The 26,438-nt window shown below is 73.2% G+C and carries 15 protein-coding genes; 8 read left to right on the top strand and 7 right to left on the bottom strand.

Annotated features, from left to right (window positions below):
• Positions 1 to 86: 86 nt before the first annotated feature.
• Positions 87 to 1,349, bottom strand: a complete 1,263-nt coding sequence (locus ABZZ17_RS35315; protein WP_356882590.1) for a serine/threonine-protein kinase — start codon at positions 1,347 to 1,349, stop codon at positions 87 to 89.
• A 196-nt stretch (positions 1,350 to 1,545) separates the two neighbouring features.
• Positions 1,546 to 3,306, bottom strand: coding sequence for a protein kinase (locus ABZZ17_RS35310; RefSeq protein WP_356882588.1), 1,761 nt, complete (start codon positions 3,304 to 3,306; stop codon positions 1,546 to 1,548).
• Positions 3,307 to 3,795: 489 nt separating this feature from the next.
• Between ABZZ17_RS35310 and ABZZ17_RS35305 the strand changes: the two genes are divergently transcribed.
• From ABZZ17_RS35305 to ABZZ17_RS35285, 5 genes are all read left to right on the top strand, one after another.
• Complete coding sequence (locus ABZZ17_RS35305) at positions 3,796 to 7,203, top strand: FHA domain-containing protein (RefSeq protein ID WP_356882586.1); 3,408 nt, start codon at positions 3,796 to 3,798, stop codon at positions 7,201 to 7,203.
• 190 nt (positions 7,204 to 7,393) lie between these two features.
• A complete protein-coding gene (locus tag ABZZ17_RS35300) occupies positions 7,394 to 8,710 on the top strand; it encodes an ABC transporter substrate-binding protein (RefSeq protein WP_356882594.1) in 1,317 nt (438 codons plus the stop codon).
• A gap of 4 nt (positions 8,711 to 8,714) precedes the next feature.
• Entirely contained in the window at positions 8,715 to 10,028 is a 1,314-nt protein-coding gene (locus tag ABZZ17_RS35295; protein ID WP_356882584.1) for a sugar ABC transporter permease, read from the top strand.
• Positions 10,025 to 10,900: a carbohydrate ABC transporter permease gene (locus tag ABZZ17_RS35290; protein WP_356882582.1), complete on the top strand. Its 876-nt coding sequence runs from the start codon at positions 10,025 to 10,027 to the stop codon at positions 10,898 to 10,900. The genes ABZZ17_RS35295 and ABZZ17_RS35290 overlap by 4 nt, the downstream gene beginning before the upstream one ends.
• A 130-nt stretch (positions 10,901 to 11,030) precedes the next feature.
• The gene (locus ABZZ17_RS35285; RefSeq protein ID WP_356882580.1) at positions 11,031 to 13,298 is read left to right on the top strand and encodes a bifunctional glycosyltransferase family 2 protein/CDP-glycerol:glycerophosphate glycerophosphotransferase; all 2,268 of its coding nucleotides are present in this window, start codon (positions 11,031 to 11,033) and stop codon (positions 13,296 to 13,298) included.
• A gap of 37 nt (positions 13,299 to 13,335) precedes the next feature.
• On the opposite strand, the gene ABZZ17_RS35280 is transcribed toward ABZZ17_RS35285, so the two are convergent.
• Positions 13,336 to 13,950, bottom strand: a complete 615-nt coding sequence (locus tag ABZZ17_RS35280) for a TetR/AcrR family transcriptional regulator (protein ID WP_356882578.1) — start codon at positions 13,948 to 13,950, stop codon at positions 13,336 to 13,338.
• A gap of 160 nt (positions 13,951 to 14,110) precedes the next feature.
• On the opposite strand from ABZZ17_RS35280, the gene ABZZ17_RS35275 reads away from it, so the two are divergent.
• Positions 14,111 to 15,016: an ABC transporter permease gene (locus ABZZ17_RS35275; protein WP_356882576.1), complete on the top strand. Its 906-nt coding sequence runs from the start codon at positions 14,111 to 14,113 to the stop codon at positions 15,014 to 15,016.
• 4 nt (positions 15,017 to 15,020) lie between these two features.
• Positions 15,021 to 15,824 carry an ABC transporter ATP-binding protein gene (locus ABZZ17_RS35270; protein ID WP_356882592.1) on the top strand — a complete coding sequence of 268 codons (804 nt, stop codon included), beginning with the start codon at positions 15,021 to 15,023 and terminating at the stop codon, positions 15,822 to 15,824.
• Positions 15,825 to 15,933: 109 nt separating this feature from the next.
• On the opposite strand, the gene ABZZ17_RS35265 is transcribed toward ABZZ17_RS35270, so the two are convergent.
• The 3 genes from ABZZ17_RS35265 to ABZZ17_RS35255 form a co-directional block, all read right to left on the bottom strand.
• On the bottom strand, positions 15,934 to 20,901 hold the full coding sequence (locus ABZZ17_RS35265) for an NAD-glutamate dehydrogenase (protein WP_356882574.1): 4,968 nt from the start codon (positions 20,899 to 20,901) through the stop codon (positions 15,934 to 15,936).
• A 366-nt stretch (positions 20,902 to 21,267) separates the two neighbouring features.
• A complete protein-coding gene (locus tag ABZZ17_RS35260) occupies positions 21,268 to 21,936 on the bottom strand; it encodes an HAD hydrolase-like protein (RefSeq protein WP_356882572.1) in 669 nt (222 codons plus the stop codon).
• Positions 21,933 to 22,433: a hypothetical protein gene (locus tag ABZZ17_RS35255; protein ID WP_356882570.1), complete on the bottom strand. Its 501-nt coding sequence runs from the start codon at positions 22,431 to 22,433 to the stop codon at positions 21,933 to 21,935. Before ABZZ17_RS35255 ends, ABZZ17_RS35260 begins: the two co-directional genes overlap by 4 nt.
• A gap of 316 nt (positions 22,434 to 22,749) precedes the next feature.
• Here ABZZ17_RS35255 and ABZZ17_RS35250 point away from each other — a divergent pair, with 316 nt between their 5' ends.
• Positions 22,750 to 23,211 carry an Rv3235 family protein gene (locus tag ABZZ17_RS35250; protein WP_356882568.1) on the top strand — a complete coding sequence of 154 codons (462 nt, stop codon included), beginning with the start codon at positions 22,750 to 22,752 and terminating at the stop codon, positions 23,209 to 23,211.
• Between the two features lie 205 nt (positions 23,212 to 23,416).
• On the opposite strand, the gene secA is transcribed toward ABZZ17_RS35250, so the two are convergent.
• On the bottom strand, positions 23,417 to 26,209 hold the full coding sequence (gene secA / locus ABZZ17_RS35245; protein WP_356882566.1) for a preprotein translocase subunit SecA: 2,793 nt from the start codon (positions 26,207 to 26,209) through the stop codon (positions 23,417 to 23,419).
• Positions 26,210 to 26,438 lie beyond the last annotated feature (229 nt).

Here is a 26,438-nt window from a genome sequence, read left to right as displayed (position 1 = left end):
GCGTACTGGACGTACTTGGCTTTCGCCCGGTGCGGCGAGAGCGCGTGCCAGGCGTCGCGGGGCAGACGGGAGTTTGACGACAGGCCCTAGGGGCGGGCCGGGGCGGAGCGCTTGCCGTCCTGCGGCGGCGGGGTGCCCTCGTCGCCGCCGGACACGGCGAGCCAGCTGCCGAGGCCGACCGCCGCGACGAGCGCCACGGCGGAGGCGGACATCACCAGCCTCCGCTTCCGCGCGGCCTCGGCCCGGTGCCGGGCGGACCCGGGCCGGTGTCCCCCGGCGGGACGCGGGACGCGGGCGGTGCCCAGCGCGCCGCCCGCCAGCTCGTCGGGGCCGGGCACCCGCATGGAGGTGTGGGTGTCGCGGTTGGAGTCCGTCGCGGAGCCCGGGACCAGCGGGACCACGCCCCGCCGCCGGACCGGGTCGGCCGGCAGGTCCTCCGCCTCCGGTTCCTCCGGTTCGGCGTCGTCCGGTTCGTCCACGTCCAGCGGGGGCATGCCGGCCAGCATCGGCAGCAGGTCCCGCAGCCGGGCCGAGAGTTCCGAGGCGCGCAGCCGGGACGCGGGGGCCTTCGCCAGGCACTGGACCATCAGCTGCCACAGCTCGTCCGGGATCCCGGGCAGCGGGACCACGGTCTCCGTGACGTGCCGGCGCAGCACCGCGCCCGGGTGCCCGCCGCCGAAGGGGGTGAACCCGGCGAGGAGCTCGTACAGGACCGTGGCCAGGGCGTATATGTCGACGGCCGCCCGCGGGGGCAGGCCCTCGACGATCTCGGGGGCCAGGTAGTCGGGGGTACCGATGATCCGGGTCGTCGGGGCCGAGGCCCGGGTCCCGGGCCCGCCGGAAGCCCGCCGCGGGGAGTCGATGAGCTTGGCCACGCCGAAGTCGGTGAGCAGCGCCGGGTGCGCGCCGCCGGGGCCGAGCGGGCCCTGCATGTCGAGGAGGACGTTCTCGGGCTTGACGTCGCGGTGGACCACGCCCGCCGCGTGCGCGGCGGCCAGGGCGTCCGCGACGTCCGCGACGATGGCCACGGCCGCCTCGGGGGCGAGGCGCCGCTCGCGGTCGAGGCGGGTGCGCAGGTCCGTGCCGCGGACGAGGTCCATGACGAGGGCGAGGTCGTTGCCGTCGACGACGAGGTCGCGGACGGAGACGACGTGCGGGTGTTCCAGGCCGAGCAGCGCGCTGCGCTCCTGTACGAACCGTCCGACGAGTTCCTGGTCGGACGCGAGGTCCTCGCGCAGCAGTTTGACGGCGACGGGCCCGTCAGGCCCCTCGCCCAGCCACACCGTGCCCGCGCTGCCGCGCCCCAGGATCTGGTGCGCGGTGTACCGGCTGCCGATCTTCCGTGCCACGACTGCTCCCTCAGCGGCTGGCGTACCGCACCAAAGCTACGCGGCCGAATGGGGGTTGGGCGCTCCGGATCGCGGCGACCTTCACTTCTGCGGGCGAAATCACGTCCCGGATGTCGACAAATCCATGAAGTCGGCGCTACGGGTGGCCGGCGGAGCGCCCGCGGGGCTCCGCCGGCCCGTCAGCTCCTGGTCGCCGTCAGGACCCGGATCCGCTTCCGGAGCCGCCGACGCTGGAGACCCAGTCGGCGGCGCCGGAGCCCCAGGTCCACACCTGGTCCCACCAGCCGCGGCCGGTGCCGACCCATTCCTGGAGCGGGGTGAGCTCCCAGACCAGCCAGCCCGCCACGAAGAACAGCAGGATCATGACGAGGCAGCCCTTGAGGCAGCCGAGTCCGGGGATCCGTACCGGGTTGGCGCTGCGGCGGCGCGGCTCCCGCGGTTCGCGCGGGGGACGCGGGGCCCGCTGCTGCGGCGGCGGGGCCTGCGGCGGCTGCTGCTGGGGCTGGTGCTGCTGCGGCGGGGCCTGGCGGTACTGGGGCTGCTGCGGCTGCTGGTACTGCCGAGGCGGCGGCTGCGGCTGGTACTGCTGGGGCTGGTGCTGCGGCGGCTGCTGGTACTGCTGCGGCGGCTGCGACTGCTGCTGGTAGTGCTGCGGCGGCGGGGCCTGCCGGTACTGGGGAGGCTGCTGCGGCTGCTGCGGCGGGCGGGGCTGGTGCTGCGGGGGCGGCGGGGCCTGGCGCTGCGGGCGGCGGCGCAGCGGGTCCTCGCTCGGGTCGAGGTAGTGCATCTGCGTCTGCTCGTTGCGGTCGCGGACGGCCCGCATCTGCGACTGCCACGGGTGCGGCGCGTCCGGCTGCTGCACGGGCGGCATGACCGAGGTCGCCTCGGCGGCGGGCGCCCCGGTGCTGGGCAGCACGGTGGTGGCCTCGGCCCCGCCGATCGGCGGCATCACGCTGGTCATGGCGTTCGGGTCGTACGCGCCCTGCGGCCCGGCCGGCGCCTGCCCGGGGCCGACGGCTCCGGGCGTCGCCGGGACCGGCGCGGGCGAGGGGTCGGGGGCGAGCAGGGCGCCGACGCCGAGGGCGGCCTCCACCTCGGCGGGCGAGGAGTGCACGCCGATGCCGGAGGCGACCACGCGCAGGCCACGGGCCAGGCTCTCGGCGCTGGGGCGCTCGTCGGGCTCCTTGCGCAGGCAGCGCTCGATGACGGTCCAGACCGGCTCGGGCAGGGTCGGGGGCCGCTGCGGCTCCTCGCTCAGGTGGCGGTGGAGCACTTCGAGCGCGGTGCCGCCCGCGAACGGCGGCCGGCCGGTGACCAGCTCGTACAGGAGGATGCCGGCGCCGTAGATGTCGACGGCGGAGGTCTGCGGACGCCCCTCGGCGGACTCGGGGGCCACGTAGGCGGGGGTGCCGACGAACTCGTGGGTGCGGGTCAGGCCCGGGGAGTCCGCGAGGCGCGCGATGCCGAAGTCGGTGAGCATCGGCCGCATCTGGCCGTTGCTCTCGTCGAGCAGCACGTTGGCCGGTTTCAGGTCGCGGTGGACGACTCCGTCGGCGTGGCTGGCGGCGAGCGCGTCCGCGATCTGGGCGGTCAGCAGGCTCGCGGCGACCGGGCTGAAGGGGCCGTTCGCGCGGAGGTACTTGTGCAGGTCGGGACCGTCGATCAGGTCCATGACCAGGGCCAGCAGGTCGCCCTCGACGACGAGGTCGCGCGTGCGCACGATGTTGGGGTGCGTCAGGCGCAGCAGGACGGAGCGCTCGCGCAGGAAGCGCATGACGATGTCCGCGTCCTGGGCCAGCTCCTCCTTGAGGACCTTGATGGCCACGGTCTCGCCGGGCTGCCCGGCGACGGCTGCCTCCGCACCGGCGGTCTCCCGCTGGCGGGCACGCCAGACAGTGCCCGTGGCGCCGCGTCCGAGCGGCTCCTCGAGCAGGTACTTGCTGCCGACTGGCCGCACGTCTCGCGCTCCCCTGCTGTCGTCTGTTCCGTCTGTTCCGGTGCTCCGGTTTTCAGGTCGCCCCGGAGTTCTCGGCTGATTCCGCTGTACGGGTTTCGGCCCCAACTCTAGGGGGTGTCCCCGGGGAAGACGCGGGGCGGCGAAGGTTGGTTGCCGCACATATGTACGAAGGGTGAGGTATACGGGGTATGCCGGGGGCGTTTTCCCTCGGATTTCCTCCGGCGGCCTGTCCGGATTTGTTCGCCGATCGCACCCCTGCGGACCGATCAAGATCATTTGTTGCCGGGTGCCGGGCGTGTTGTGTGTGACAGGTGCGAGGATGCACCCGTACGGAACGGCACGGGACGGGAGCCCTGCCTTCCGGCATACCTGACCGGACGACGCGTCCGTGCCGGGCGGGGGGTGATCGGGCAGGCATGTCCCGCCGTTCCCCCTGCCGGGCGCACGCACCGTGCACTGCGCTCCGCGCAGAAGGGACCGCTGACGGCGATGCAGATCCGGCTGACCGTCCTTGGGTCGCGCAGCGGCCACCAGAGCGCCACCGCGCCGGCCAGTGGTGACGTACTCGTCACCGCGCCCGCCGGTACCCCGCTGGCCGCGGTCGCCTCCGGGCTGGCCGCGACCGCGGGCGGCCCCGACACCGGCGGCACGGTCGTGCTGTACGCCGGTTCGCAGCGGCTCGACCCGCAACGGGCCGTCCTCGGCGAGCCCCCGCTGGTGGACGGGGCGGTACTGGCCCTGCACACGCCGCTGCCGGACTCCGACGCCCTGCCCGACGACGGCCCCGACGCCCCGCAGCTGCACGTGGTGGCCGGCCCGGACGCGGGCGGGGTACACCTGCTGCACCCCGGATCGGTACGGATCGGGCGCTCGGCGGACGCGGACGTGCCGCTGGACGACCCGGACGTGTCACGGCTGCACTGCACGGTGACCGTGCGGGCGGACGGGCGGGTGGCGGTGGCCGACCTCGGCTCCACGAACGGCACGACGCTGGACGGCACGCCCGTGGGGGCCCGGCCGGTCGCGCTGACGCCGGGCGCCCTGCTGCGGATCGGCGAGTCGACACTGCGGCTGGCCCCGGGCGGTACGGAGTCCCTGACCGTGGTCCCGGACCTGGAGGGCCACCTGTCCCTGCCGGACGCCTCCGGCGGGGTCGCGGGGGGCACGGGCGGGACCGGTACGGCCCCGCACGGCCGGGGCACGGGCGCGGGCGGGACCGGTACGAGCCCTTCCGGCGGGCACCCGGCACCGGGCACGGGCGAAGCCCGCAGACCCGGCACGGGCGACTCCGGCTGGAACACGGCCCCGGGCACGGGCGGCACGTCCGGCGGACCCGCGCCTGCGGGCTCGGGCGGGCGCGGGGACACGGGCACGGGTGCGTACGGCGACCGCGCGGCGCCGGGCACGGGCCGGGCCGGGGAGCCGGGTTCCGGCGACTCCGGCTGGAACGCCGCCCCGGGCGGGGTACGGGAGCGCGGTGCGGGTGTCTCCGGCCGGGAGCCGGTCCTGGGCAGGGGCGCGGCCCGCGAAGGCGACCCGGGCGCCTTCGGCCCCGGGCCGGGCGCGGGTTCCGGCCCGGGGCCGGATGCGGGATCCGGCGCGGGCGCGGGTTCCGGCCCGGGCAGTCTCCCCGCGGGCGCGGCGCCGCGTACGGCGGCGGCCCCCGGCGGGGGCACGTACCCCGCCCCGGGTGCGGCGGCCGGAACGGGCGCCCGCCCCGGCGCGGACCCCGGCTCCGGCGCCGCTCCCGGCCCCCACGAGGACCCCGACCGGCGGGCCGGCGGAGCCAGACGGCGCGGCATCGGCGCCTGGGCCCGCAAGTGGGTCCGCGGGGAGGAGGCCGAGCCGGAGCCGGTGGTGGAGCCGCAGGCCCCGGTGGCGGCGGTGCCCGACGCCGACGACCCTGCCGCGCTGCTGCTGGCCGCGCTCGGGCCGACCGGGCGGCTGTGGTCGCGCGGGGCCGGGCATCCCCGGCTACTGGAGGTGGGGCTCGGCGCCGGGAGCCGGATCGCGCTGCGCGACACCGGCTCGCTCGGCATCGCCGGGCCGCGGGCGCGGCTGACCGGGGTGGCGCGTTCGGTGGTGGCCCAGCTCGCCGCGCTGCACGCGCCGGGCCGGCTGGAGATCGTACTGATCGCGGCCGACCGCGCCCGCCCCGTCCAGGAACGCCGCCGCGACTGGGCCTGGCTGGGCTGGCTGCCCCACGTACGGCCCGCGCACGGGCAGGACTGCCGGCTGCTGCTGGCCTACGACCGCGACCAGGCCGCCGCCCGGACCGGTGAGCTGACCCGGCGGCTGGACGACAGCCCGCTCGGCACGAACTGGGCCGCCGCGGACCCGGCCACCGTCCGGGAGGCGGCGCGCGCGTACGAGGGGCCACGCACGGTCGTCGTGCTCGACGGCGATCCCGGCGCGGGCGCCCTGCGCGACGTCACCGGACGGCTGGCCTCGCACGGGCCGGCCGCCGGGATCCACCTCCTGGCCCTCGCGGACGCTCCGGCGGCGACGCCCGCCTCCCCGGTGGCCGCCACGTACGAGAGCGCCTGCGCGGCCACGCCCGCCTTCCGGGACTGCGCCGCGGCCGCCCTGCTCAGCGGGGACGTAGCCACCGCGGTACGGACCTTCGCGGTCAGCGGCGGTAGGCCGGTGGCGCCGGGCGCGGCCGCCGTCGCCGACGCCGTCTCCGCCGCGTGGGCGGAGCGGTTCGCCCGGGCCCTGGCCCCGCTGCGCGCGGACGCGCCGGGCGGCGACGGCGGGTACCGGCCGGCCGCCGCCACCCTGCCCGCGACCGCGCGGCTGCTGGACGAGCTGGGGCTGGCCCGGGCCACCCCGGCCTCCCTCATGGCCCGTTGGGCCGCCGCCACCGACCAGGGGCAGGGGGTCGGCGGGCTCGCCGAGATCGTCCTGGGCGCCGGCCGGCGCGGGCCGGTCGGCGCGGAGCTGGTCCACGACGGCCCGCACCTCCTCGTGGAGGGCCCCGCCGGGAGCGGCCGGACGGAGCTGCTGCGTTCCCTCGCCGCGTCCCTGTCGGCGGCCGCCCGCCCCGACCGGCTGGCCCTGCTCCTCCTCGACGGCGCCGGCGGCGAGCGCGGCGACGGCCTCCTGCCCTGTACGGAACTCCCGCACGTGTCGGCCCACTTGGTGGCGTCCGATCCGGTGCGCATGCGGGAGTTCGCGCAGGCCCTCGGCGCCGAGCTGAAGCGCCGCCACGAGCTGCTGGACGGCGTGCCCTTCGCGGAGTGGCACGCGCGCCTGGCGGTGTCCGAACGGATGGTGTCCCCGCGCCGGCCCGCGACGGGCGAGCAGCACGGCGACCTGGATCCCCCGCGCAGCGGCACGCTGCGGCTGCGGGCCTCGGCGCCGCGGACGGACCCGGCGGCCGGTCCGAGTCCGCTGCCGCGGCTGGTGGTGCTGGTCGACGACTTCGACGCGCTGGTGGCTCCCGGTCTGGGCAGTACGGGCCGTCCGGCGGCCGGTTCGGTGGTGCGGGTCCTGGAGGCGGTGGCCCGCGAAGGCGCCCGGCTCGGGGTGCACCTGATCGCGGCCAGTGCCCGCCCGGACCGTACGGCGGACACCGAGCCGGCCCGGGCGGCGACGCTGCGGGTCGAGCTCGGCGCGCCCGACCAGCCGGGCCCGGGGCGCGGCCTGCTCCGGTACGCCGACGGCCGGTCGGTGCCCTTCCAGGGCGGCCGGGTCACGGGCCGGATCCCGCGGACGGCGACCTTGAGGCCGACCGTGGTCCCGGTGGAGTGGGACCGGATGGGCGACCCGCCGGCCCGCCGGCCGGTGCGGGAGCTGGGCAACGGCCCGACCGACCTCGCGCTCCTGGCGAGCGCCCTGGAACGGGCCTCCCACCTGGTGTCGGCGGTGCCAGTGCTGTTCCCGCCGGCTCCCTGACGTCCGCCCCGGCCCGGGCGGCGCCCCCGTGACGCGGTATTGCGGGGGTGGGCGGGGCGGCGTAGACCTTGTGGCACGGGACACACCACCAAAGCCACACGGCATCGGGGGCGACACCATGCGAGGACAGCGGGGACGGCGGAGTCCGGAGCGGCCGAAAGGTCTTGCGTACGGCGGGACTTGGGCCGCGCTGGTAGCGGCGGGGGCGCTGGCCCTCACCGGCTGCGGGGACGGGAAGGATCCGGAGTCCGATCCCCCGCAGGGTTCGCGGCCGTCCGCCTACCGCGTGGAACTGCCGAAGCTGCCCGGCGAGAAGCTGGAGGTCGCGGCGGTGTGGACGGGCCCGGAACAGGCCAACTTCACCAAGGTGCTGAAGGAGTTCGAGAAGCGGACGGGCGCGACCGTCACCTTCGTCCCGGCCCAGGACCCGATCGTCACCTTCCTCGGTACGAAGATCGCGGGCGGTGCCCCGCCGGACGTGGCGCTGCTGCCGCAGGTCGGGGCGCTGACGGCGGCGGTGCAGAACAAGTGGGCGCAGCCGGTCGGTCCGGAGGCGAAGGCGCAGCTGGACGCGAACTACTCGGCGGGCTGGAAGGACCTCGGCGCGGTCGGCGGGACCCAGTACGGGGTCTACTACAAGGCGGCCAACAAGTCGCTGATCTGGTACAACGCGAAGGCGTTCGAGGCGGCGGGCGTCACCGCGCCCAAGACGTGGAAGGAGCTGATCGCGGCGGCGGACACCCTGTCCGCGTCCGGTACTCCGGCGGTCTCGGTGGCGGGGGCGGACGGCTGGACGCTGACGGACTGGTTCGAGAACGTCTACCTGTCCCAGGCGGGCCCGCAGAAGTACGACCAGCTCGCCAAGCACGAGCTGAAGTGGACGGACGACAGCGTGAAGCAGGCGCTGACGACGCTCGGCGAGCTGTTCGGGCGCAAGGACTTCCTGGCGGGCGGGCAGAGCGGGGCGCTGGCGACGGAGTTCCCGAAGTCGGTGACGCAGACGTTCACGGGTGGGGACCGGCCGGCGTCGGCGATGGTCTTCGAGGGCGACTTCGTGGCGGTGAACATCGGGCAGACGGAGGCGAAGGTCGGCGAGGACGCCCTCGTGTTCCCGTTCCCGGCGGTGGGCGCGAAGGCGCCGGTGGTGTCGGGCGGTGACGTGGCGGTGGCGCTGAAGCCGTCGAAGGGCGCGCAGGCGCTGCTGACGTTCCTGGCCTCGCCGGACGCGGCGGAGATCCAGGCCCGCGAGGGCGGTTTCGTGTCCCCGAACAAGGCCGTGGACCCGGCCGCGTATCCGAACGACATCCAGCGGGGCATCGCGAAGGCGCTGATCGCGGCGGGCGACGACTTCCGCTTCGACATGTCGGACCAGGCTCCGGCGGCCTTCGGCGGTACGCCGGGCTCGGGCGAGTGGAAGGCGCTCCAGGACTTCCTGGCGAACCCGTCGGACGTGGCGGGGGCCCAGGCGAAACTGGAGGCGGAAGCGGCCAGGGCCTACGGGAACTGATCCCGTGGCGGCCACGGCTTCGCGGAAGTCGGCCGAGGCCCGGCGCCGTCGCCTCGTGGCGGCGGCGTTCCTCCTGCCGGCCCTCGTCCTGCTGGGTGCGCTCGTCGTGCACCCCATCGGCTACTCCGTCTACCGCAGCTTCTTCGACCGCTCCGGCGACTCCTTCGTCGGCGGGGCGAACTTCCGGGAGATACTCGGCGACGACACGATCCGTACGGCGCTGACGAACACGGCGCTGTGGGTGGTGCTCGCTCCGACGACGGCCACCGCCCTCGGTCTGATCTTCGCGGTGCTGACCGAACGGGTGCGCTGGGGAACGGCGTTCAAGCTGCTGGTGTTCATGCCGATGGCGATCTCGATGCTGGCGGCGGGGATCATCTTCCGGCTGGTCTACGACCACGACCCGGACCGGGGGGTGGCCAACGCGGTCTGGGTGGGGGTGCACGACACCTTCGCGGAGTCCTCGGCGTTCCCGCGGGCCCGCCCGGGCCGGGACTCCCCGCTGGAGCCCGCCGAGGGGGGCGCCTTCGTGACGCGCGGTCCGGTACGGGCGGGGGTGCCGGTGCTGCTCCCGCTGGTCGGGGTGGCTCCGCAGGACCTGCCGGAGGGGACGCGCACGGCCGAGGCGGCCGGCTCCGCTCCGGGAAAGGTCACCGGCACGGTGTGGCAGGACTTCACCCGGGGCGGGGGCGGTACGACGAACACCGTGGACCCCTCCGAGTCGGCGTTCGCCGGGATGCGGGTCGAGGCGGTGAAGGACGGCAGGGTGGTGGAGTCGGCGACGACCCGCGCCGACGGCACGTTCGCGCTGTCCGCGAAGGCGGACGGGGCGCTGCTGCGGCTGCCCGCCGGGAACTTCCGGGAGGCGTACGCGGGGGTGGAGTGGCTGGGCCCGGCGCTGGTCACCCCGGCGGTGATCGGGGCGTACGTGTGGATGTGGGCGGGGTTCGCGATGGTGCTGATCGGGGCCGGGCTGGCCGCCGTGCCGCGCGAGCTGCTGGAGGCGGCCAGGGTGGACGGGGCGAGCGAGTGGCAGGTGTTCCGGCGGATCACGGTGCCGCTGCTGGGGCCGGTGCTGGCGGTGGTGCTGGTCACCTTGGTCATCAACGTCATGAAGGTGTTCGACCTGGTCTTCGTGATCGCTCCGGGTGCGGTCCAGGACGACGCGAACGTGCTCGCGCTCCAGCTGTACCGGACCTCGTTCGGGACGGATGCCGATCCGGGGCTGGGCAGCGCCATCGCCGTCCTGCTGCTGGTGCTGGTGGTGCCGGTGATGCTGGTGAACATCCGCAGGCTGCGGAAGGAGAGGTCCCGATGAGCGCCACGGCGGGTACGCGGGGTACGTCGTGGGGGCGGGCGGCCGCCGCGCGGGTGGCGTCGGGGGCGGTGCGGGTCTTCCTGGTCCTCGTCGGCCTGTTCTGGCTGCTGCCCACGCTGGGGCTGCTGCTGTCCTCGTTCCTGTCGCCGGGAGACCTGAACCGGGGCGGCTGGTGGCAGGTGCTGACCGAGCCGTCGCGGCTGACGGCGTCGAACTACGCGCGGCTGCTGGAGAACGACACGATCACGGGTTCGCTGCTGAGCACGGTGGCGATCGCGGTCCCGGCGACCCTGCTGGTCCTGGTGCTGGGCGCGTTCGCCGGATACGCCTTCGCCTGGCTGGAATTCCCGGGCCGGGACTGGCTGTTCCTGGTCGTCGTCGGCCTGCTGGTGGTTCCCGTGCAGGTGGCGCTGATTCCGGTGTCCGAACTCTTCGGGGCCGTGGGCCTGTTCGAGACGACGGCGGGCGTGGTGCTGTTCCACACCGCCTTCGGCCTGCCCTTCGCGGTCTTCCTGCTGCGGAACTTCTTCGCGGAGATCCCGCGCGAACTGCTGGAGGCGGCGCGGCTCGACGGCGCCGGCGAACTGCGTCTGTTCGCGCGGGTGGTGCTGCCGCTCGGCGGTCCGGCGCTCGCCTCGCTCGGCATCTTCCAGTTCCTGTGGGTGTGGAACGACATGCTGGTGGCGCTGGTCTTCGCGGACTCGGCGCACCCGCCGGTCACGGTGGCGCTCCAGCAGCAGGTACGGCAGTTCGGGAACAACATCGACGTCCTGGCTCCCGGGGCGTTCCTGTCGATGGTGGTGCCGCTCGTCGTGTTCTTCGCGTTCCAGCGGCAGTTCGTGACGGGGGTGATGGCCGGCGCGGTCAAGTGAGCACCGCTCGTGATCACGGTGTTGACGTGCGGCGTTGACGCTGGGTAACCCGAATGCCACACCCTGCGTAACCCGATCGCCGCGCGCGCGGTTCCTGGGCAACATGCCCACGCCGACCCCTGGATGTCCCGTGCCCCGGTTCAGCGTCATCGTGCCCGCGTACAAGGTTCAGGCGTACCTCCAGGAGAGTCTGGATTCGGTCCTGAGCCAGTCGTACGCGGATCTGGAACTGATCGCGGTCGACGACGCCTCCCCGGACGCCTGCGGTTCGATCATCGACGAGTACGCGGCCCGCGACCCCCGGGTCACGGCCGTGCACCTGGCGCACAACCTGGGCCTGGGCCCGGCCCGCAACGCGGGTCTGGCCCGGGCCACCGGCGACTACCTGGTCTTCCTCGACGGCGACGACACCCTGGCCCCCGGCGCCCTCCAGGCCGTCACCGACCGGCTGAAGGCCACCGGCTCCCCCGACGTCCTCGTCTACGACTACGCGCGCACCTTCTGGACGGGCGAGCTGGTGCGCAACCGGCTCGCGCACCGCCTCTCCGAGGAGGGCCCGGCCAGCTTCCGCCTCGCGGACCGCCCGGCCCTGCTCGGCATGCTGATGGTGGTGTGGAACAAGGCGTACCGCCGCGAGTACGTGGAGCGCGAGGGCCTCGCGTTCCCGCCCGGCTTCTACGAGGACACCCCGTGGACCTATCCGGCGCTCCTGGCCGCGGAGTCGGTGGCCGTCCTCGACCGGGTCTGCGTGCACTACCGCCAGCGCCGCACCGGCTCGATCCTCACCACCTCCAGCCGCCGCCACCTCGACATCTTCGACCAGTACGAGCGGGTCTTCGGCTACCTGGCCACCCGCCCCGAACTGGAGCGCTGGCGCCCCGCCGTGCAGCGGCGGATGGCCGAGCACTTCTGCGCCCTGTACGCCGATCCGCGCCGCCTCCCGCGCGCCGCCCGCGCCGAGTTCTTCGCGCGGGCCTCGGCCCTGTTGCGGCGCCACCGGACGCCGGCCGGCCCGGGCGGGCAGCCGCTGTCGCCGAGCCGCACCGACCGGCTGCGGCACTCCCTGATGCGACTGGGGGTCCGGCGCACGTACCGCGTCCTGTCGGTGCTGCGCTCGGCCGCCCTCGCCGCCGGCGGCGGGGCCCTCGTCCTGGGCCGGGGCCTGCGCGAGAGTGCCCTGCGGCTGCACTACCGCGTCCAGCGGCTGCTGCCGCTGCGCCCGGAGCTGGCCGTCTTCTCCGCGTACTGGCACGGCGGTTACGCCTGTAATCCGGCGGCGATCGAGGCGAAGCTGCGCGAACTGGCCCCGCGGATGCGCACGGCCTGGATCTGCGACCCCCGGCACGCGGCGACGCTCCCGCCCGAGACCACCGCGCTGCGTCCGGGCTCCGCCGCGTACTGGACGGCCCTGGCCCGGGCCACCTACCTGACCTCGAACGTGAACTTCGACCGCGCCCTGGTCAAGCGCCCGGGCCAGATCCTGGTGCAGACCCAGCACGGCACCCCGCTCAAGCGGGTCGGCCTGGACCTCCAGGACCGCCCGGCGGCGACCCCGACGACCGATTTCGCCGGGCTGCTGCGCGGCGCCGACCAGTGGGACTACCTGCTCTCCGCGAACCGGCACTCCACCCTCGTCTGGGAGAAGGCCCTGCCGTCCTCGTACACGACGCTGGAGTACGGCTACCCGCGCAACGACGCCTTCCACCACGCCACCCGGTCCGACGTCCTCGAACTGCGCGAGCGCCTGGGCATCCCCCCGGGTTCCACCGCGATCCTGTACGCGCCGACCCACCGGGACTACCGGCGCAGCCGCCCCGACCACCTGGACTTCGAGCGGGTCCTGCGCGATCTGGGCCCGCGCTTCACGCTGCTGACCCGCACCCACCTCACGTACGCGGACACCGACCCGGCGTGGGAGCCGCACCCCCGGCTGATCGACGTCTCCGCGCACCCCTCGGTGGAGGAGCTCTGCCTCGCCTCCGACGCGCTCGTCACCGACTACTCGTCCCTGATGTTCGACTACGCGGCCCTGGACCGGCCGATCGTCATCCACGCGGACGACTGGGAGGCGTACGAGGCCGCCCGCGGCACCTACTTCGACCTGCGGGCGTGCCCGCCGGGCGCGATCGCGCGCACCGAGGACGAGCTCGTGGACATCTTCGCCACCGGCCACTGGCAGGGCTCCCGCTCGGCCCAGCTGCGCGCGGCGTTCCGCTCGCGGTTCTGTTCCCACGACGACGGCCACGCGGCCGAGCGCGTCGTACGCCGCGTCTTCCTCGGGCAGTCCGCCCCGCTCCCGGCGGTCGTCCCGCTGGAGGAGCGCCGCCCGGCGCCCGCGGCCCCGTCCCCGACGCCGGCCCCGGAGCCGACCCTGGCGGCCCACCGGTACGCGTACTGAGCCGGCCGGCGGCCCGCCCGGACGGCCCGGCCCCGGCTCAGGCGGCCCGCAGGCCCGCGACCACCGACCGGGCCAGGCCGTCGAGGTAGGCCGCCGGCACCTCGTCCCGTACGACCACCTGCCGCCAGTACAGCGGCCCGATCGCCAGGTCCAGCGCCCGCTCGGGGCTCGCCGACTCCGGCAGCTCGCCCCGCGCGACCGCCTCGGCGACGATCCCCTCGGCGAGCCGGCGCTGGCCGTCCAGGAGCGCTCCGCGGACCGCGTCCGCGATCTCCGGGTTCCGCGCCGCCTCGACCAGCAGGTCGGGGATGACCGCCGAGGCGACGGGGTGGCGCAGCACGTGTGACATGACCTCCAGCAGGGCCCGTACGTCCCCGTAGAGCGAGCCCGTGGCCGGTACGGGCAGTCCGTCGGCGGCGAAGGCCCCGACCAGGTCCAGCACCAGGTGCAGCTTCGACTTCCAGCGGCGGTACACGGCCGTCTTGCCGACCCCGGCCCGGCGGGCGATGCCCTCGATCGACATGCGGGCGAAGCCGACCGCGGCCAGTTCGTCCACGACCGCGGCCCGGATCGCCTCGGTGACGTCCTCGCGCAGGACGGCGGCCCCGGCGGGGGCTCGGCGGGCAGGGGCGGCGGCGGGCTCGGTGGTCATGCACAGAGCATAGCCGCGCAGGCCGACCCCCACCCGTCACGACGATACGGTTGCGTTCCGACGTGGATCGCCCTAACCTCGCCGTAGCGACGATACGGACCCGTTCCATCGCACCGTCCCATCGCCCGCGAGGCCCCGACCCCGTCGAAAGCGACCTCCCGTGACCACCGTGACCACCGCGCCACCCGCCCCCGCGCACGCGACCGCGGCGGAGCTGGCGGCCGCCCACGGCCTGACCGTCAGCGGCGCCCGCCCCTCCCTCCCCCGGTACCTCGCGCAGCTCTGGGACCGCCGCCACTTCGTGACGGCGTACGCCACCGCCCGGATGCACGCCACGTACAGCACGGCCAAGCTCGGCCAGGTCTGGCACCTGGTGACCCCGCTGCTCAACGCGGCCGTCTACTACTTCGTCTTCGGCATCGTCATGCGCGCCAGCCACGACGTGCCGGACTACGTGCCGTTCCTGATCACCGGGGTCTTCGTCTGGGACTTCATCGGCAGCTCCGTCAACGCCGGCACCCGCGCCGTCCACGGCAACCTCGGGCTCGTGCGCGCCCTGCACTTCCCGCGCGCCAGCCTGCCCCTGTCCTCCGTCGTACAGCTCTTCCAGCAGCTGCTCGTCACCATGGGCGCGCTGGTCGTCCTGCTCCTGGCCTTCGGGCAGACCCCCTCGCCGGCCTGGCTCATCGCCCTCCCGACGCTGTTCCTGATGGCGGTGTTCTGCGCCGGCTGCGCGATGGTGATGGCCCGCATCGGCAGCAAGAACCCCGACGTCAGCCAGCTGATGCCGTTCGTCCTGCGGACCTGGATGTACTCCTCGGGCGTGATGTGGTCGATCGACTCGCTCCTGAGGAAGGACCACCTGCCGGACTGGGTCCTGCTCCTGCTCAAGGCCAACCCGGCGGCCGTGTACATCGACCTGATGCGCTTCGCCCTGATCGACAGCTTCACGGCGGACTCGCTGCCCCACCACGTCTGGCCGGTCGCCATCGGCTGGGCCCTGCTCGCCGGCGCCGGCGGGTTCGTCTACTTCTGGAAGGCAGAGGAGGAGTACGGCCGTGGCTGACGCCCTGACCCCCACCGCACCCGCACCCGCCGCCCCGCCGGCCCCCGCCACCCGCGTGCCGACCGTCATCGCCGACGAGGTCCACGTCATCTACAAGGTCCACGGCTCCGGCGGGGGCAAGGGCGGCGCCACCGCGGCCCTCAGCCGGATCTTCTCCCGCGGGCCGGCCCCCGGCGTCCGCGAGGTGCACGCCGTCAAGGGCGTCAGCTTCACCGCCTACAAGGGCGAGGCCATCGGCCTCATCGGCTCCAACGGCTCGGGCAAGTCCACCCTGCTCAAGGCCATCGCCGGACTCCAGCCGGTGGCCTCCGGCGCCGTCTACTCCCAGGGCCAGCCCTCGCTCCTCGGCGTGAACGCCGCCCTGATGAACGATCTGACCGGCGAGCGCAACGTGGTCCTCGGCGGACTCGCGATGGGCATGACCCGCCGGCAGATCCGCGAGCGCTACCAGGGCATCGTCGACTTCTCCGGCATCAACGAGAAGGGCGACTTCATCTCCCTGCCCATGCGCACCTACTCCTCCGGCATGGGCGCCCGGCTGCGCTTCTCCATCGCCGCCGCCAAGGACCACGACGTCCTGATGATCGACGAGGCCCTGGCCACCGGCGACGCCGCCTTCCAGCGCCGCAGCCAGGCCCGCATCGAGGAGCTCCGCGAGCACGCCGGCACCGTCTTCCTCGTCAGTCACGGCATCGGCACCGTCCGCGAGACCTGCGACCGTGCGATCTGGCTGGAATCGGGCGTCCTGCGCATGGACGGCCCCTCCGCGGAGGTCTGCGACGCCTACGAGGCCTTCACCCGCGGCTGACCAGCGGCTGACCCGCGGCCCGGACGAGCCGAAGGCCCCGGCCCCCGGAACACATCCGGGGCCGGGGCCTTCGTTCGGTCGGTGATCAGGTGATCAGGTGATCAGGTGATCAGCTGTGCGCGCGGAGCAGGGAGCGCATGGTCCGCATCGCCACCGACAGGTTCGCCAGGTCGAAGTCGTCCGAACCGCGGATCTCGTCCAGGGTCGTCCGGGCCCGCCCGATGATCGCGGCGTTCTTGTCCTCCCACGCCTTGAACCGCTCCTCGGGCGTCGAGGTGCCGTTGCCCACCGCCAGGACGTCGGCGGTCAGCGCGGCGTGCGCGGCGAACAGGTCCTCACGGATGGAGGCACGGGCCATCGACTGCCAGCGGTCGGCCCGCGGGAGCTCGATGATCCGGTCCATCAGCTGGGTGATGTCCAGACGGTCCGCGAGGTCGTAGTAGACCTCGGCCACGTCCAGCGGGTTCACCCCGGTGCGGTCCGCGATCGCCACGATGTCCAGCGTCGGGAACGCCGAGGAGAACCCGGCGACCTTGGCCGCGAGCTCCTCCGGCACACCCTCGCCGGTCAGCTCGTCCATGATCGACCGGTACCAGTCCAGGTCCGCGCCGCGCACCAGCTTGGGCAGCTCGGCCCAGACCTCGGACACCCGCGCGCCGAAGACCTCGATGGTCTCGGTGATCTGGAGCGGCTGCGGCCGGTTGTTCAGCAGCCAGCGCGTACCGCGCTCGACCAGGCGCCGCGAGTGCAGCCGCACCCGGGTCTGGACGGAGGCCGCGACCTCGTTGTCCAGCGCCTCGACCGCGTCCCACACGTCGGCCAGGCCGAAGATCTCGCGGGCCGCGAGCTGCGCCCGGACGATCTCCTCCGTGGAGGCCCCCGTCTCCTCGCGCAGGCGGTGCAGGAAGGTCGAACCGCCGGTGTTGACGGTGTCGTTGACCAGGAGGGTGGTGATGATCTCCCGGCGCAGCGCGTGCGCGTCGATCTGCTCGGGGAACTTCTCGCGCAGGGCGGCCGGGAAGTAGGCGAAGAGCAGACGGCGCAGGTACGGGTCGTCCGGGAGCTCGGTGGCGATCAGCTCGTCCGCCACCGTGATCTTCGTGTAGGCGAAGAGGACGGCCAGTTCCGGCTGGGTCAGCCCCTTGCCGTTGTTCAGCAGCTCGCGGATCTGCCGGTCGGTGGGCAGGAACTCCAGCGCCCGGTTCAGCAGTCCGGCGCGCTCCAGGCGGCGCATGAAGCGCTGCTGGGCGTGGAGCAGGCTGGGGGCCTGCGCGGCGCCGTTGGCGAGCGCGGTGTTCTGCGCGTAGTTGTTGCGCAGCACCAGGTGGCCGACCTCGTCGGTCATCTCGGCGAGGAGCTTGTTGCGCTGCTTGACGGTCATGTCGCCGTCCGCGACCACCGCGTTGAGCAGGATCTTGATGTTCACCTCGTGGTCGGAGGTGTCCACGCCGGCGCTGTTGTCGATGGCGTCGGTGTTGACCTTGCCGCCCTCGCCGCCGGCCCCGGTGCGGGCGAACTCGATGCGGCCGAGCTGGGTCAGGCCCAGGTTGCCGCCCTCGCCGATGACCTTGGCGCGGACGTCGGAGCCGTTGACGCGGATGGCGTCGTTGGCCTTGTCGCCGACGTCGGCGTGCGTCTCGGCGGTCGCCTTGACGTACGTGCCGATGCCGCCGTTCCACAGCAGGTCCACCGGCGACTGAAGGATGGCCTGCATCAGTTCGGCCGGGGTCATCTTGGTGACGCCCGCCTCGATGCCGAGGGCCTCGCGGACCTGCGCGTTCAGCGGGATGGCCTTGGCGCTGCGCGGGTGGATGCCGCCACCCGCCGACAGGAGCGCGGTGTCGTAGTCGGCCCACGAGGAGCGCGGCAGGTCGAACAGGCGCCGGCGCTCGGCGTAGGAGGTGGCCGCGTCCGGGTTCGGGTCGATGAAGATGTGCCGGTGGTCGAAGGCCGCGACGAGGCGGATGTGCTCGGAGAGCAGCATGCCGTTGCCGAAGACGTCGCCGGACATGTCACCGACGCCGACGACCGTGAAGTCCTCGGTCTGGGTGTCGTGGCCGAGCTCGCGGAAGTGCCGCTTGACGGACTCCCACGCGCCGCGGGCGGTGATGCCCATGCCCTTGTGGTCGTAGCCGGCGGAGCCGCCGGAGGCGAAGGCGTCGCCCAGCCAGAAGCCGTACGCCTCGGCGACCCCGTTGGCGATGTCGGAGAAGGTCGCGGTGCCCTTGTCGGCGGCGACGACGAGGTAGGTGTCGTCCTCGTCGTGACGGACCACGCCCGTGGGGGGCACGACCTCGCCCGAGACCATGTTGTCGGTGATGTCGAGCAGCGCCGAGATGAAGATCTTGTACGAGGCGATGCCCTCGGCGAGCCACGCGTCGCGGTCCACCGACGGGTCGGGCAGGTTCTTCGCGACGAACCCGCCCTTGGCGCCGACCGGGACGATGACGGTGTTCTTCACCATCTGCGCCTTGACCAGGCCGAGGATCTCCGTACGGAAGTCCTCGCGGCGGTCGGACCAGCGCAGGCCGCCCCGGGCGACCTTGCCGAAGCGCAGGTGGACGCCCTCGACGCGCGGGGAGTACACCCAGATCTCGTAGGCCGGGCGCGGGGCCGGCAGGTCCGGGATGGCCTGCGGGTCGAACTTCATCGACACGTAGGAGTGCTGCTCGCCGGCGCTGTTCAGCTGGAAGAAGTTCGTCCGCAGCGTCGCCTTGATGAGCGTGAGGAAGGCCCGCAGGATGCGGTCCTCGTCGAGCGAGGCGACCTGGTCCAGGGCCCCGTCGAGCTCCTCCAGCATGGCGTCGACGAGCTCGCTGCCGGCGGCCTGGCGGACCGGCGACATCCGCGCCTCGAAGAGCGAGACCAGCAGCCGGGTGGTGTGGACGTTGTTGCGGAGGGTGTCCTCCATGTAGTCCTGGCTGAAGGTGGAGCCGGCCTGCCGCAGGTACTTCGCGTACGCGCGGAGCACCACGGCCTGCCGCCAGGTGAGCCCGGCGCCGAGGACGAGGGTGTTGAAGTTGTCGTTCTCCGCGTCGCCCTGCCAGACCGCCGCGAAGGCGTCCTGGAAGCGCTCGCGGGCGTCGTCGCCGAGGTAAGAGTCGCCGTTGCCGGTGGACAGCGGCATCCGCAGACCGAAGTCGTAGATCCAGGCGCTGACCCGGTCGGTGCGGCGCAGCTCGTACGGCCGCTCGTCGGTGACCTCGACGCCGAGGCGCTGGAGGACGGGCAGGACGGCGGACAGGGAGACCTGCTCGCCCGTCCGGTAGATCTTGAAGCGGCGCTCGCCGGGGCCGGCGCCGACGGGCTCGTACAGCGAGAGCGCGAACTCGCGGTCGCTGGCGGAGAGCCGCTCCAGGTGGCACAGGTCGGCCACGGCCGCACGCGGCGAGTGGTCGGCCTTGTAGCCCTCGGGGAAGGAGGTGCCGTACTTGCGGAGCAGCTCGGCGGCGCGCTCCTCGCCCAGTTCGGCGACGAGGGCCTCGCCGAAGCCGTCGGCCCAGGAGCGGGCGGCCTCGACGAGCCGGGCCTCGATGCGCTCGACGTCGGCGTCGGTGAGGACCGGCAGTTCCTTGCCCTGCGGGACGCGGACGACGAAGTGGATGCGGGAGAGGATCGACTCGGTGTTCCAGGCGGTGAAGTCGACGCTGATGCCGTCGAGCTCCTCCTTCAGGATGTCGATCAGGCGCAGCCGGACGCCCGTGGTGTAGCGGTCGCGCGGCAGGTAGACGAGCGCGGAGTAGTAGCGGCCGTACTCGTCCTGGCGCAGGTACAGGCGCAGCCGGCGGCGTTCCTGGAGGTACAGGACGGAGGTGGCGATGGACTGGAGCTGGTCGACCGGGGTCTGGAACAGCTCGTCGCGCGGGTACGTCTCCAGGATCTGGAGGAGGTCGCGGCCGTCGTGGCTGCTCGGCGAGAAGCCGGCGCCCTCCAGGACCTCGGCGACCTTGCGGCGGATCACCGGAACGCGGCGCACGGACTCGGTGTAGGCCGCGGAGGAGAACAGGCCGAGGAAGCGGCGCTCGCCGATGACGTTGCCGTCGGCGTCGAACTTCTTGACGCCGACGTAGTCGAGGTACGAGGGGCGGTGCACGGTGGAGCGGCTGTTGGCCTTGGTCAGCACCAGCAGGCGGTGCTCGCGGGCCTTCGCGCGGGCGTCGGCGGGCAGCCGGTTGAAGGACGGCGAGACCGGGTGGCCGTCGTCCTTGCCGCTGTGGTGCGGGTCGGAGCGCAGGATGCCGAGGCCGGTGCCGGGGACGGCCGCGAGGGCGTCTCCGTCGACGAGGTTGTACTCGCGGTAGCCGAGGAAGGTGAAGTGGTCGTCGGCGAGCCAGCGCAGCAGCTCGCGGGCCTCTTCGAGCTCGTACTCGCGCAGGTCGGGGGCGGTCGGCTCGGCCGGCAGGTCCTCGGCGATGCGCAGCGCGGCGTCGCGCATCTTCTCCCAGTCCTCGACGGACTCCCGGACGTCGGACAGGACGCGCTGCAGATCGGCGGTGATCTGCTTGAGGTCGGCCTTGTCGGTCTCGCGGTCGATCTCGACGTGGATCCAGGACTCGACGAGGGAGTCGTGGGGGCGCTCGGTGCGCGGGCCGTGGGCGTCGCAGTCGGGGCCGAGGATCTCGATGAGCTTGCCGGTGATGTCACGGCGCACGACGACCTGCGGGTGGATCACGACGTGGATGCCGCGGCCCTGGCGGGACAGCTCGTTGGTGACGGAGTCGACGAGGAAGGGCATGTCGTCGGTGACGACCTCGACGACCGAGTGGCTGGAGGTCCAGCCGTTCTCCTCGACCGTGGGGGTGTGCACCCGCACGCTCGCGGTGCCCTGCGGGCGCTTCTCGGCGAGCCGGTAGTGCGAGAGCGCGCCCCCGAACACGTCGACCGGGTCCCGGTCCAGCAGGTCCTCGGGTGCGGTGTGCAGGTAGTAGCGCTGGAGGTAGGACAGCGTCGATCCCCGTTCGGGGCGCTCCCCTTGGTCGGACCCAGTCGGAAGTAGCCCCCCGGCCGGGCTGTTCTCAGCTACCCGTGCCGCCCGCGCGAGCAGCTCGGCCTTTGCTTCGTCCAGCTTGGTCTGCATGCCTCTGGCTCCTGTCGCGCGCCATTGCGCGACGTAGGTTGAAGGAAGGACTGACACGGTGCCGCCTCGAAGCGGGATGCCCGTCAGGAATCGTTGCCGACGCTATGTCGTCGAATGAGCCGACCGGGAGGGAATCGGCCAAGATCGGCACGGTGTCCCGGCAGCGGGGATCAGCGAAGGCCCGGGCACGGTCGTGCGCCGGGCGCGGGCCGGGGGCGTCAGTGCCCCCGATGACTATCGCGCTGATCACGGGTACCAGGCTATCCCGATCCACCCCCGGCACGTCATGAGCTGTATGTGTACAAATCCGGGGGTGGAACTTTGACACTCTGGACAGCGACCCGGAGGCCCTGTCCGTGCCCGCCGCTATCCGGCCTGTTCGCGAGCTGCGGCTACGGCCTCGGCCAGGCTGTCCACGACGGGCACTCCGGCCGATTCCAGACTTGCGCGGCTGTGCGAACCACCCGTGTAGAGGATCGCCCGGGCGCCCACGTGGGCCGCGGCGAGCGCGTCGTCCACCGCGTCTCCGATGAGGACCGTACGGTCGGCGCTCACTCCCGCCGCCTCCATGGCCGCCATATGGCGTACGAGGTGCACCGCCTTGCTCGTGTGCGAGGGGCCGGTCCGTCCGTCGACGCGCAGGAAGTGCCGGTCGATGCCGTGCGTGCGCACCAGGGGGACGAGCTTGTCGTGGGGTGCGAGGGACAGCAGGGACTGGGTGAGTCCGTCGGCCTGCCAGCCGCGCAGCAGCTCCAGCGCGCCCTCGGCGAGCCCGGCGCCGTCGGCGGCCGCCCAGTAGTGCCGGTGGAAGGCCTCGTCCATGACGAGCCACTCGGCGTCCGTGGGCAGCCGGCCCATGAGGCGTTCGTAGAACTTCGGGACCGGTACGACGTACAGGTCGCGGTACGTCTCCAGGGTGATCGGGGCGAAGCCCAGCTCCGCGAAGGAGGCGTTGGTCGCGGCTATCACGGCGTCGATGTCGTGCAGCAGCGTGCCGTTCCAGTCCCACACGATGTGGTCGGCCGGGCGGGTCACTTGAGCAGCCCCGGAATCTCCTGGACGCCGAACCACAGCAGCTCGTGGTCCTCGGCGCCGTCGACCACGAACCGGGCGTCGTCGTCCCCGCCGTCGGCGGCCGCGAGGGCTCCGGCGGCGGCCGTGACGTCCTCGCGGGCGTCGTCGGCGTCCACGTGCACGGCGGCGGCCACCGCGAGGCGTACGGGCGCGGCCAGCGTCACCTGGCCGAGGGTGGCCTCGTCGACCCCGGGGGCGGCGGTGGCGGCCTTGTCGTCGACGTCGAGCGCGACCACGACCCGCTTGCGGGGGGCGTCCGCGTAGGCGGAGATCAGCCGCAGCGAGGCGGCGGCGGCCCGGTTCAGGGCCGCGTACTCCAGCTCCTCGATGTCGTCCGACACGTACCACTCCCGCAGCCCGGGGGTCACGGCGTAGGCGCGGAGCGGGGCGGGCCCCAGCTCGCCCGCCTTGTGCGCCTCGGCGAGACCGGGGAGTGTCAGGGGGACGTACACGCGCATGGCCGGCTGCTTTCGGTAGTCGGAAACGCCCTCAGGATACGACCGCCCGCCGCGTTCCCGGCGGTGCGTCCGGCTGAGTGACGGGCCCGTACCCTTTCGGGCCCGCCGGGCCGCTCCCGGGCCCGTCCACCGGCGTCCCCGCGCCCGGGCTCCGGCGCACCGTGGCGGGGCCGCGGCCACCCGGATAAGTGAACCGGGCCGCCCGCCGGACCGGCCGCGCGGGGCGGTTGCGGAGCGTGTGCGGCGGCCGTAGAAAACCCCCACCGAGTTACCGCCCGGTACGACCGCCGGGCCAGGCCAGTACGGGGGAGACGCCATGGACACCACCACGCGCGGCACGGCCGGCGGCGAGGGGAACCGCAGCCGCCGGACCGCTCCCGGATCGCCGCCCTCCCGTACCCGCCCGGCGGGCCGGCGCGACCAGCGGCGGCCCGCCGGCACCCCGCGCCCCGTGCGCCGCCCCGGCCCGCACGACTGGTTCGCCGAACGCCTCCTGGCGGTGCTGAGCGGCCAGCGGCCCGTCCACTCGCTGCTGGGCCTCACCGTGGGCGAGGCGTACGACCAGCTGGTCACCCTGGCCCCCACGGGGCCCCTGCGCGACCGCCTGCGCCCCGTACTGCGGCACTGCGGCCGCTTCCACCCCGGCCCGGGCGTCATCGAGGCCTTCGCCCGCATCACGACGGGCGACCGCGTCTCGGCCATGGCCTTCCGCCTGGAACAGGGCCCCGACCTCCGCTGGCGCTGCGCAGCGGTGGAAATCGCCTCCCCCCGCCCCTGACCCCACCACACCCGGCGCTGGCCCGGCACCGGCGGCGCTGCTTCTCCAGCCCCGCCGGCGTGTGAGGCGCGGGGGTCCGGGGCGGCGCCCCCGGCCACGACGCCGCACCCGCACGGGACACCACCCCCGCGCGGCAGCGCAACGGCCGGGGCCGGACACCACCCACGGTGTCCGGCCCCGGCCGTCGCGACAGATCCCCTCGGGGCTACTTCTTGCGACGCCGCCCGCCGGAGGCCTTCTGCGCCTTGCGGCGCTCCGCCCGCGTCATGCCGTCGCCGCCGTCCGCGGAGCCGTCCGCGTCGAAGTCGCCCTCGATGACACCGCCCTCGCCGTCGACGGACGGGGCCGAGAAGTGCAGCCGGTCCGGACGCTGCGGGGCGTCCAGGCCCTTGGCCCGGATCTCCGGCCGCGCCACCGGCTCCTTCGTCAGCGACGGGGCGTCCTGCACCGGAAGCTCCTCGACCTGCTGCTCCACCTGGACCTCCAGGTTGAACAGGTAGCCGACGGACTCCTCCTTGATGCCCTCCATCATGGCGTTGAACATGTCGAAGCCCTCGCGCTGGTACTCGACCAGCGGGTCCTTCTGGGCCATCGCCCGCAGGCCGATGCCCTCCTGGAGGTAGTCCATCTCGTACAGGTGCTCGCGCCACTTGCGGTCCAGCACCGACAGCACGACGCGCCGCTCCAGCTCGCGCATGATGTCGGAGCCGAGCGCCTTCTCGCGGCTCTCGTACTGCTCGTGGATGTCGTCCTTGACGGACTCCGCGATGAACTCGGCGGTGATCCCGGCACGGTCGCCGGCCGCCTCCTCCAGCTCCTCGACGGTGGTCTTGATCGGGTAGAGCTGCTTGAAGGCGCCCCACAGCCGGTCCAGGTCCCACTCCTCGGCGAAGCCCTCGACGGTCTCGGCCGCGATGTACGCGTCGATCGTGTCGTCCATGAAGAAGCGCACCTGCTCGTGCAGGTCCTCGCCCTCCAGGACGCGGCGGCGCTCGCCGTAGATGACCTCGCGCTGGCTGTTGAGCACCTCGTCGTACTTCAGGACGTTCTTGCGCGTCTCGAAGTTCTGGGTCTCGACCTGCGACTGGGCCGACGCGATCGCGCGCGTCACCATCTTGTTCTCGATCGGGACGTCGTCCGGCACGTTCGCCATCGCCATGACCCGCTCGACCATCTGCGCCTTGAACAGGCGCATCAGGTCGTCGCCCAGGGACAGGTAGAAGCGGGACTCGCCCGGGTCGCCCTGACGGCCGGAGCGGCCGCGCAGCTGGTTGTCGATGCGGCGCGACTCGTGCCGCTCGGTGCCCAGGACGTAGAGCCCGCCGAGGTCCTTGACCTCCTCGAACTCGGCCTTCACGGCCGCCTCCGCGCGCTGGAGCGCCTCGGGAAGGGCGTGCGCCCACTCCTCGATGTGCTCCTCGGGGTCCAGGCCGCGCTGGCGCAGCTCGGCCTCGGCGAGGTCGTCCGGGTTGCCGCCGAGCTTGATGTCGGTACCGCGGCCCGCCATGTTCGTGGCGACGGTGACCGCGCCGCGGCGGCCGGCCTGGGCGACGATCGTGGCCTCACGGTCGTGCTGCTTGGCGTTCAGCACCTCGTGCGGGATGCCCCGCTTGGAGAGCTGCTGCGAGAGGTACTCGGACTTCTCGACCGAGGTGGTGCCGACGAGGATCGGCTGGCCCTTCTCGTGCTTCTCCGCGATGTCGTCGACGACGGCGGCGAACTTGGCGACCTCGGTGCGGTAGATGAGGTCGGGCTGGTCCTTGCGCTGCATCGAGCGGTTCGTCGGGATCGGGACGACGCCGAGCTTGTAGATCTGGTGGAACTCGGCGGCCTCGGTCATGGCCGTACCGGTCATGCCCGACAGCTTCGAGTAGAGGCGGAAGAAGTTCTGCAGGGTGATCGTGGCGAGGGTCTGGTTCTCGTCCTTGATGTCCACCCCTTCCTTCGCCTCGATCGCCTGGTGCATGCCCTCGTTGTAGCGGCGGCCGGCCAGGATGCGGCCCGTGTGCTCGTCGACGATCATGACCTCGCCGTCGATGACGACGTAGTCCTTGTCGGCCTTGAAGAGTTCCTTGGCCTTGATCGCGTTGTTGAGGTAACCGACGAGGGGGGTGTTCACCGACTCGTACAGGTTCTCGATGCCGAGCCAGTCCTCGACCTTCGCGACACCGGCCTCGTGGATGCCGACGGTGCGCTTCTTCTCGTCGACCTCGTAGTCGCCGGTCTCCTCGATGCCCTTGAGCGGCTGCCCGGCCTCGCCCTTGGTCAGGCGGGTGACCAGCTTGGCGAAGTCGGCGTACCACTTGGTGGCCTGGTCGGCCGGGCCGGAGATGATCAGCGGGGTGCGGGCCTCGTCGACGAGGATCGAGTCGACCTCGTCGACCACGGCGAAGTTGTGGCCGCGCTGGACCAGCTCTTCCTGCGACCAGGCCATGTTGTCGCGGAGGTAGTCGAAGCCGAACTCGTTGTTCGTTCCGTACGTGATGTCGCAGTTGTACTGTTCGCGGCGCTGCGCCGGCGACATGTTCGCGAGGATGCAGCCGACCTCGAGACCGAGGAACTTGTGCACCCGGCCCATCATCTCGGAGTCGCGCTCGGCGAGGTAGTCGTTCACCGTGATCAGGTGGACGCCCTTGCCGGACAGCGCGTTCAGGTACGCGGGCAGCGTGCCGACGAGGGTCTTGCCCTCACCGGTCTTCATCTCGGCGACGTAGCCGAGGTGCAGCGCCGCGCCACCCATCATCTGGACGTCGTAGTGACGCTGGCCGAGGACGCGCTTCGCGGCCTCGCGAACGGTCGCGAAGGCCTCGGGCAGCAGGTCGTCCAGGCTCTCGCCGTCCTGGAAGCGCTGCTTGTACTCGTCCGTGAGCGCACGCAACTCGGCGTCGGAGAGGTTGACGAAGTCCTCTTCGATGGAGTTGACCTGGTCCGCGATGCGGTGCAGTTTGCGCAGGATCTTGCCTTCGCCTGCACGCATGAGCTTGTTGAAGACGGACACCGAGGTTTGTCTCCTTGCCGGTCGGGCCTGGGCACTGTACGTACACGGGCACGGCAGGTGGGCCCCACCGCAACGGCCATCGTAAGCGAGGACGTGGTCGCGTCGGGAGGTCCGCCGTGTCCGCAGGGCACGGGCGCCCGGAATGAGAACGTACGGAGAAGGAAATAGGTGCCGCCCTCTCCGGGCCCGCTTCGGAAAAAAGTGCTCGCCCGTTCCGCGCCCAGGTACC

The sequence above is a fragment of the Streptomyces sp. NPDC006512 genome, assembly GCF_040611935.1.
Taxonomy (GTDB): Bacteria; Actinomycetota; Actinomycetes; order Streptomycetales; family Streptomycetaceae; genus Streptomyces.
Note: the sequence above shows the minus strand (reverse complement) of the source record. Positions and strands in the feature narration are given on the sequence as shown.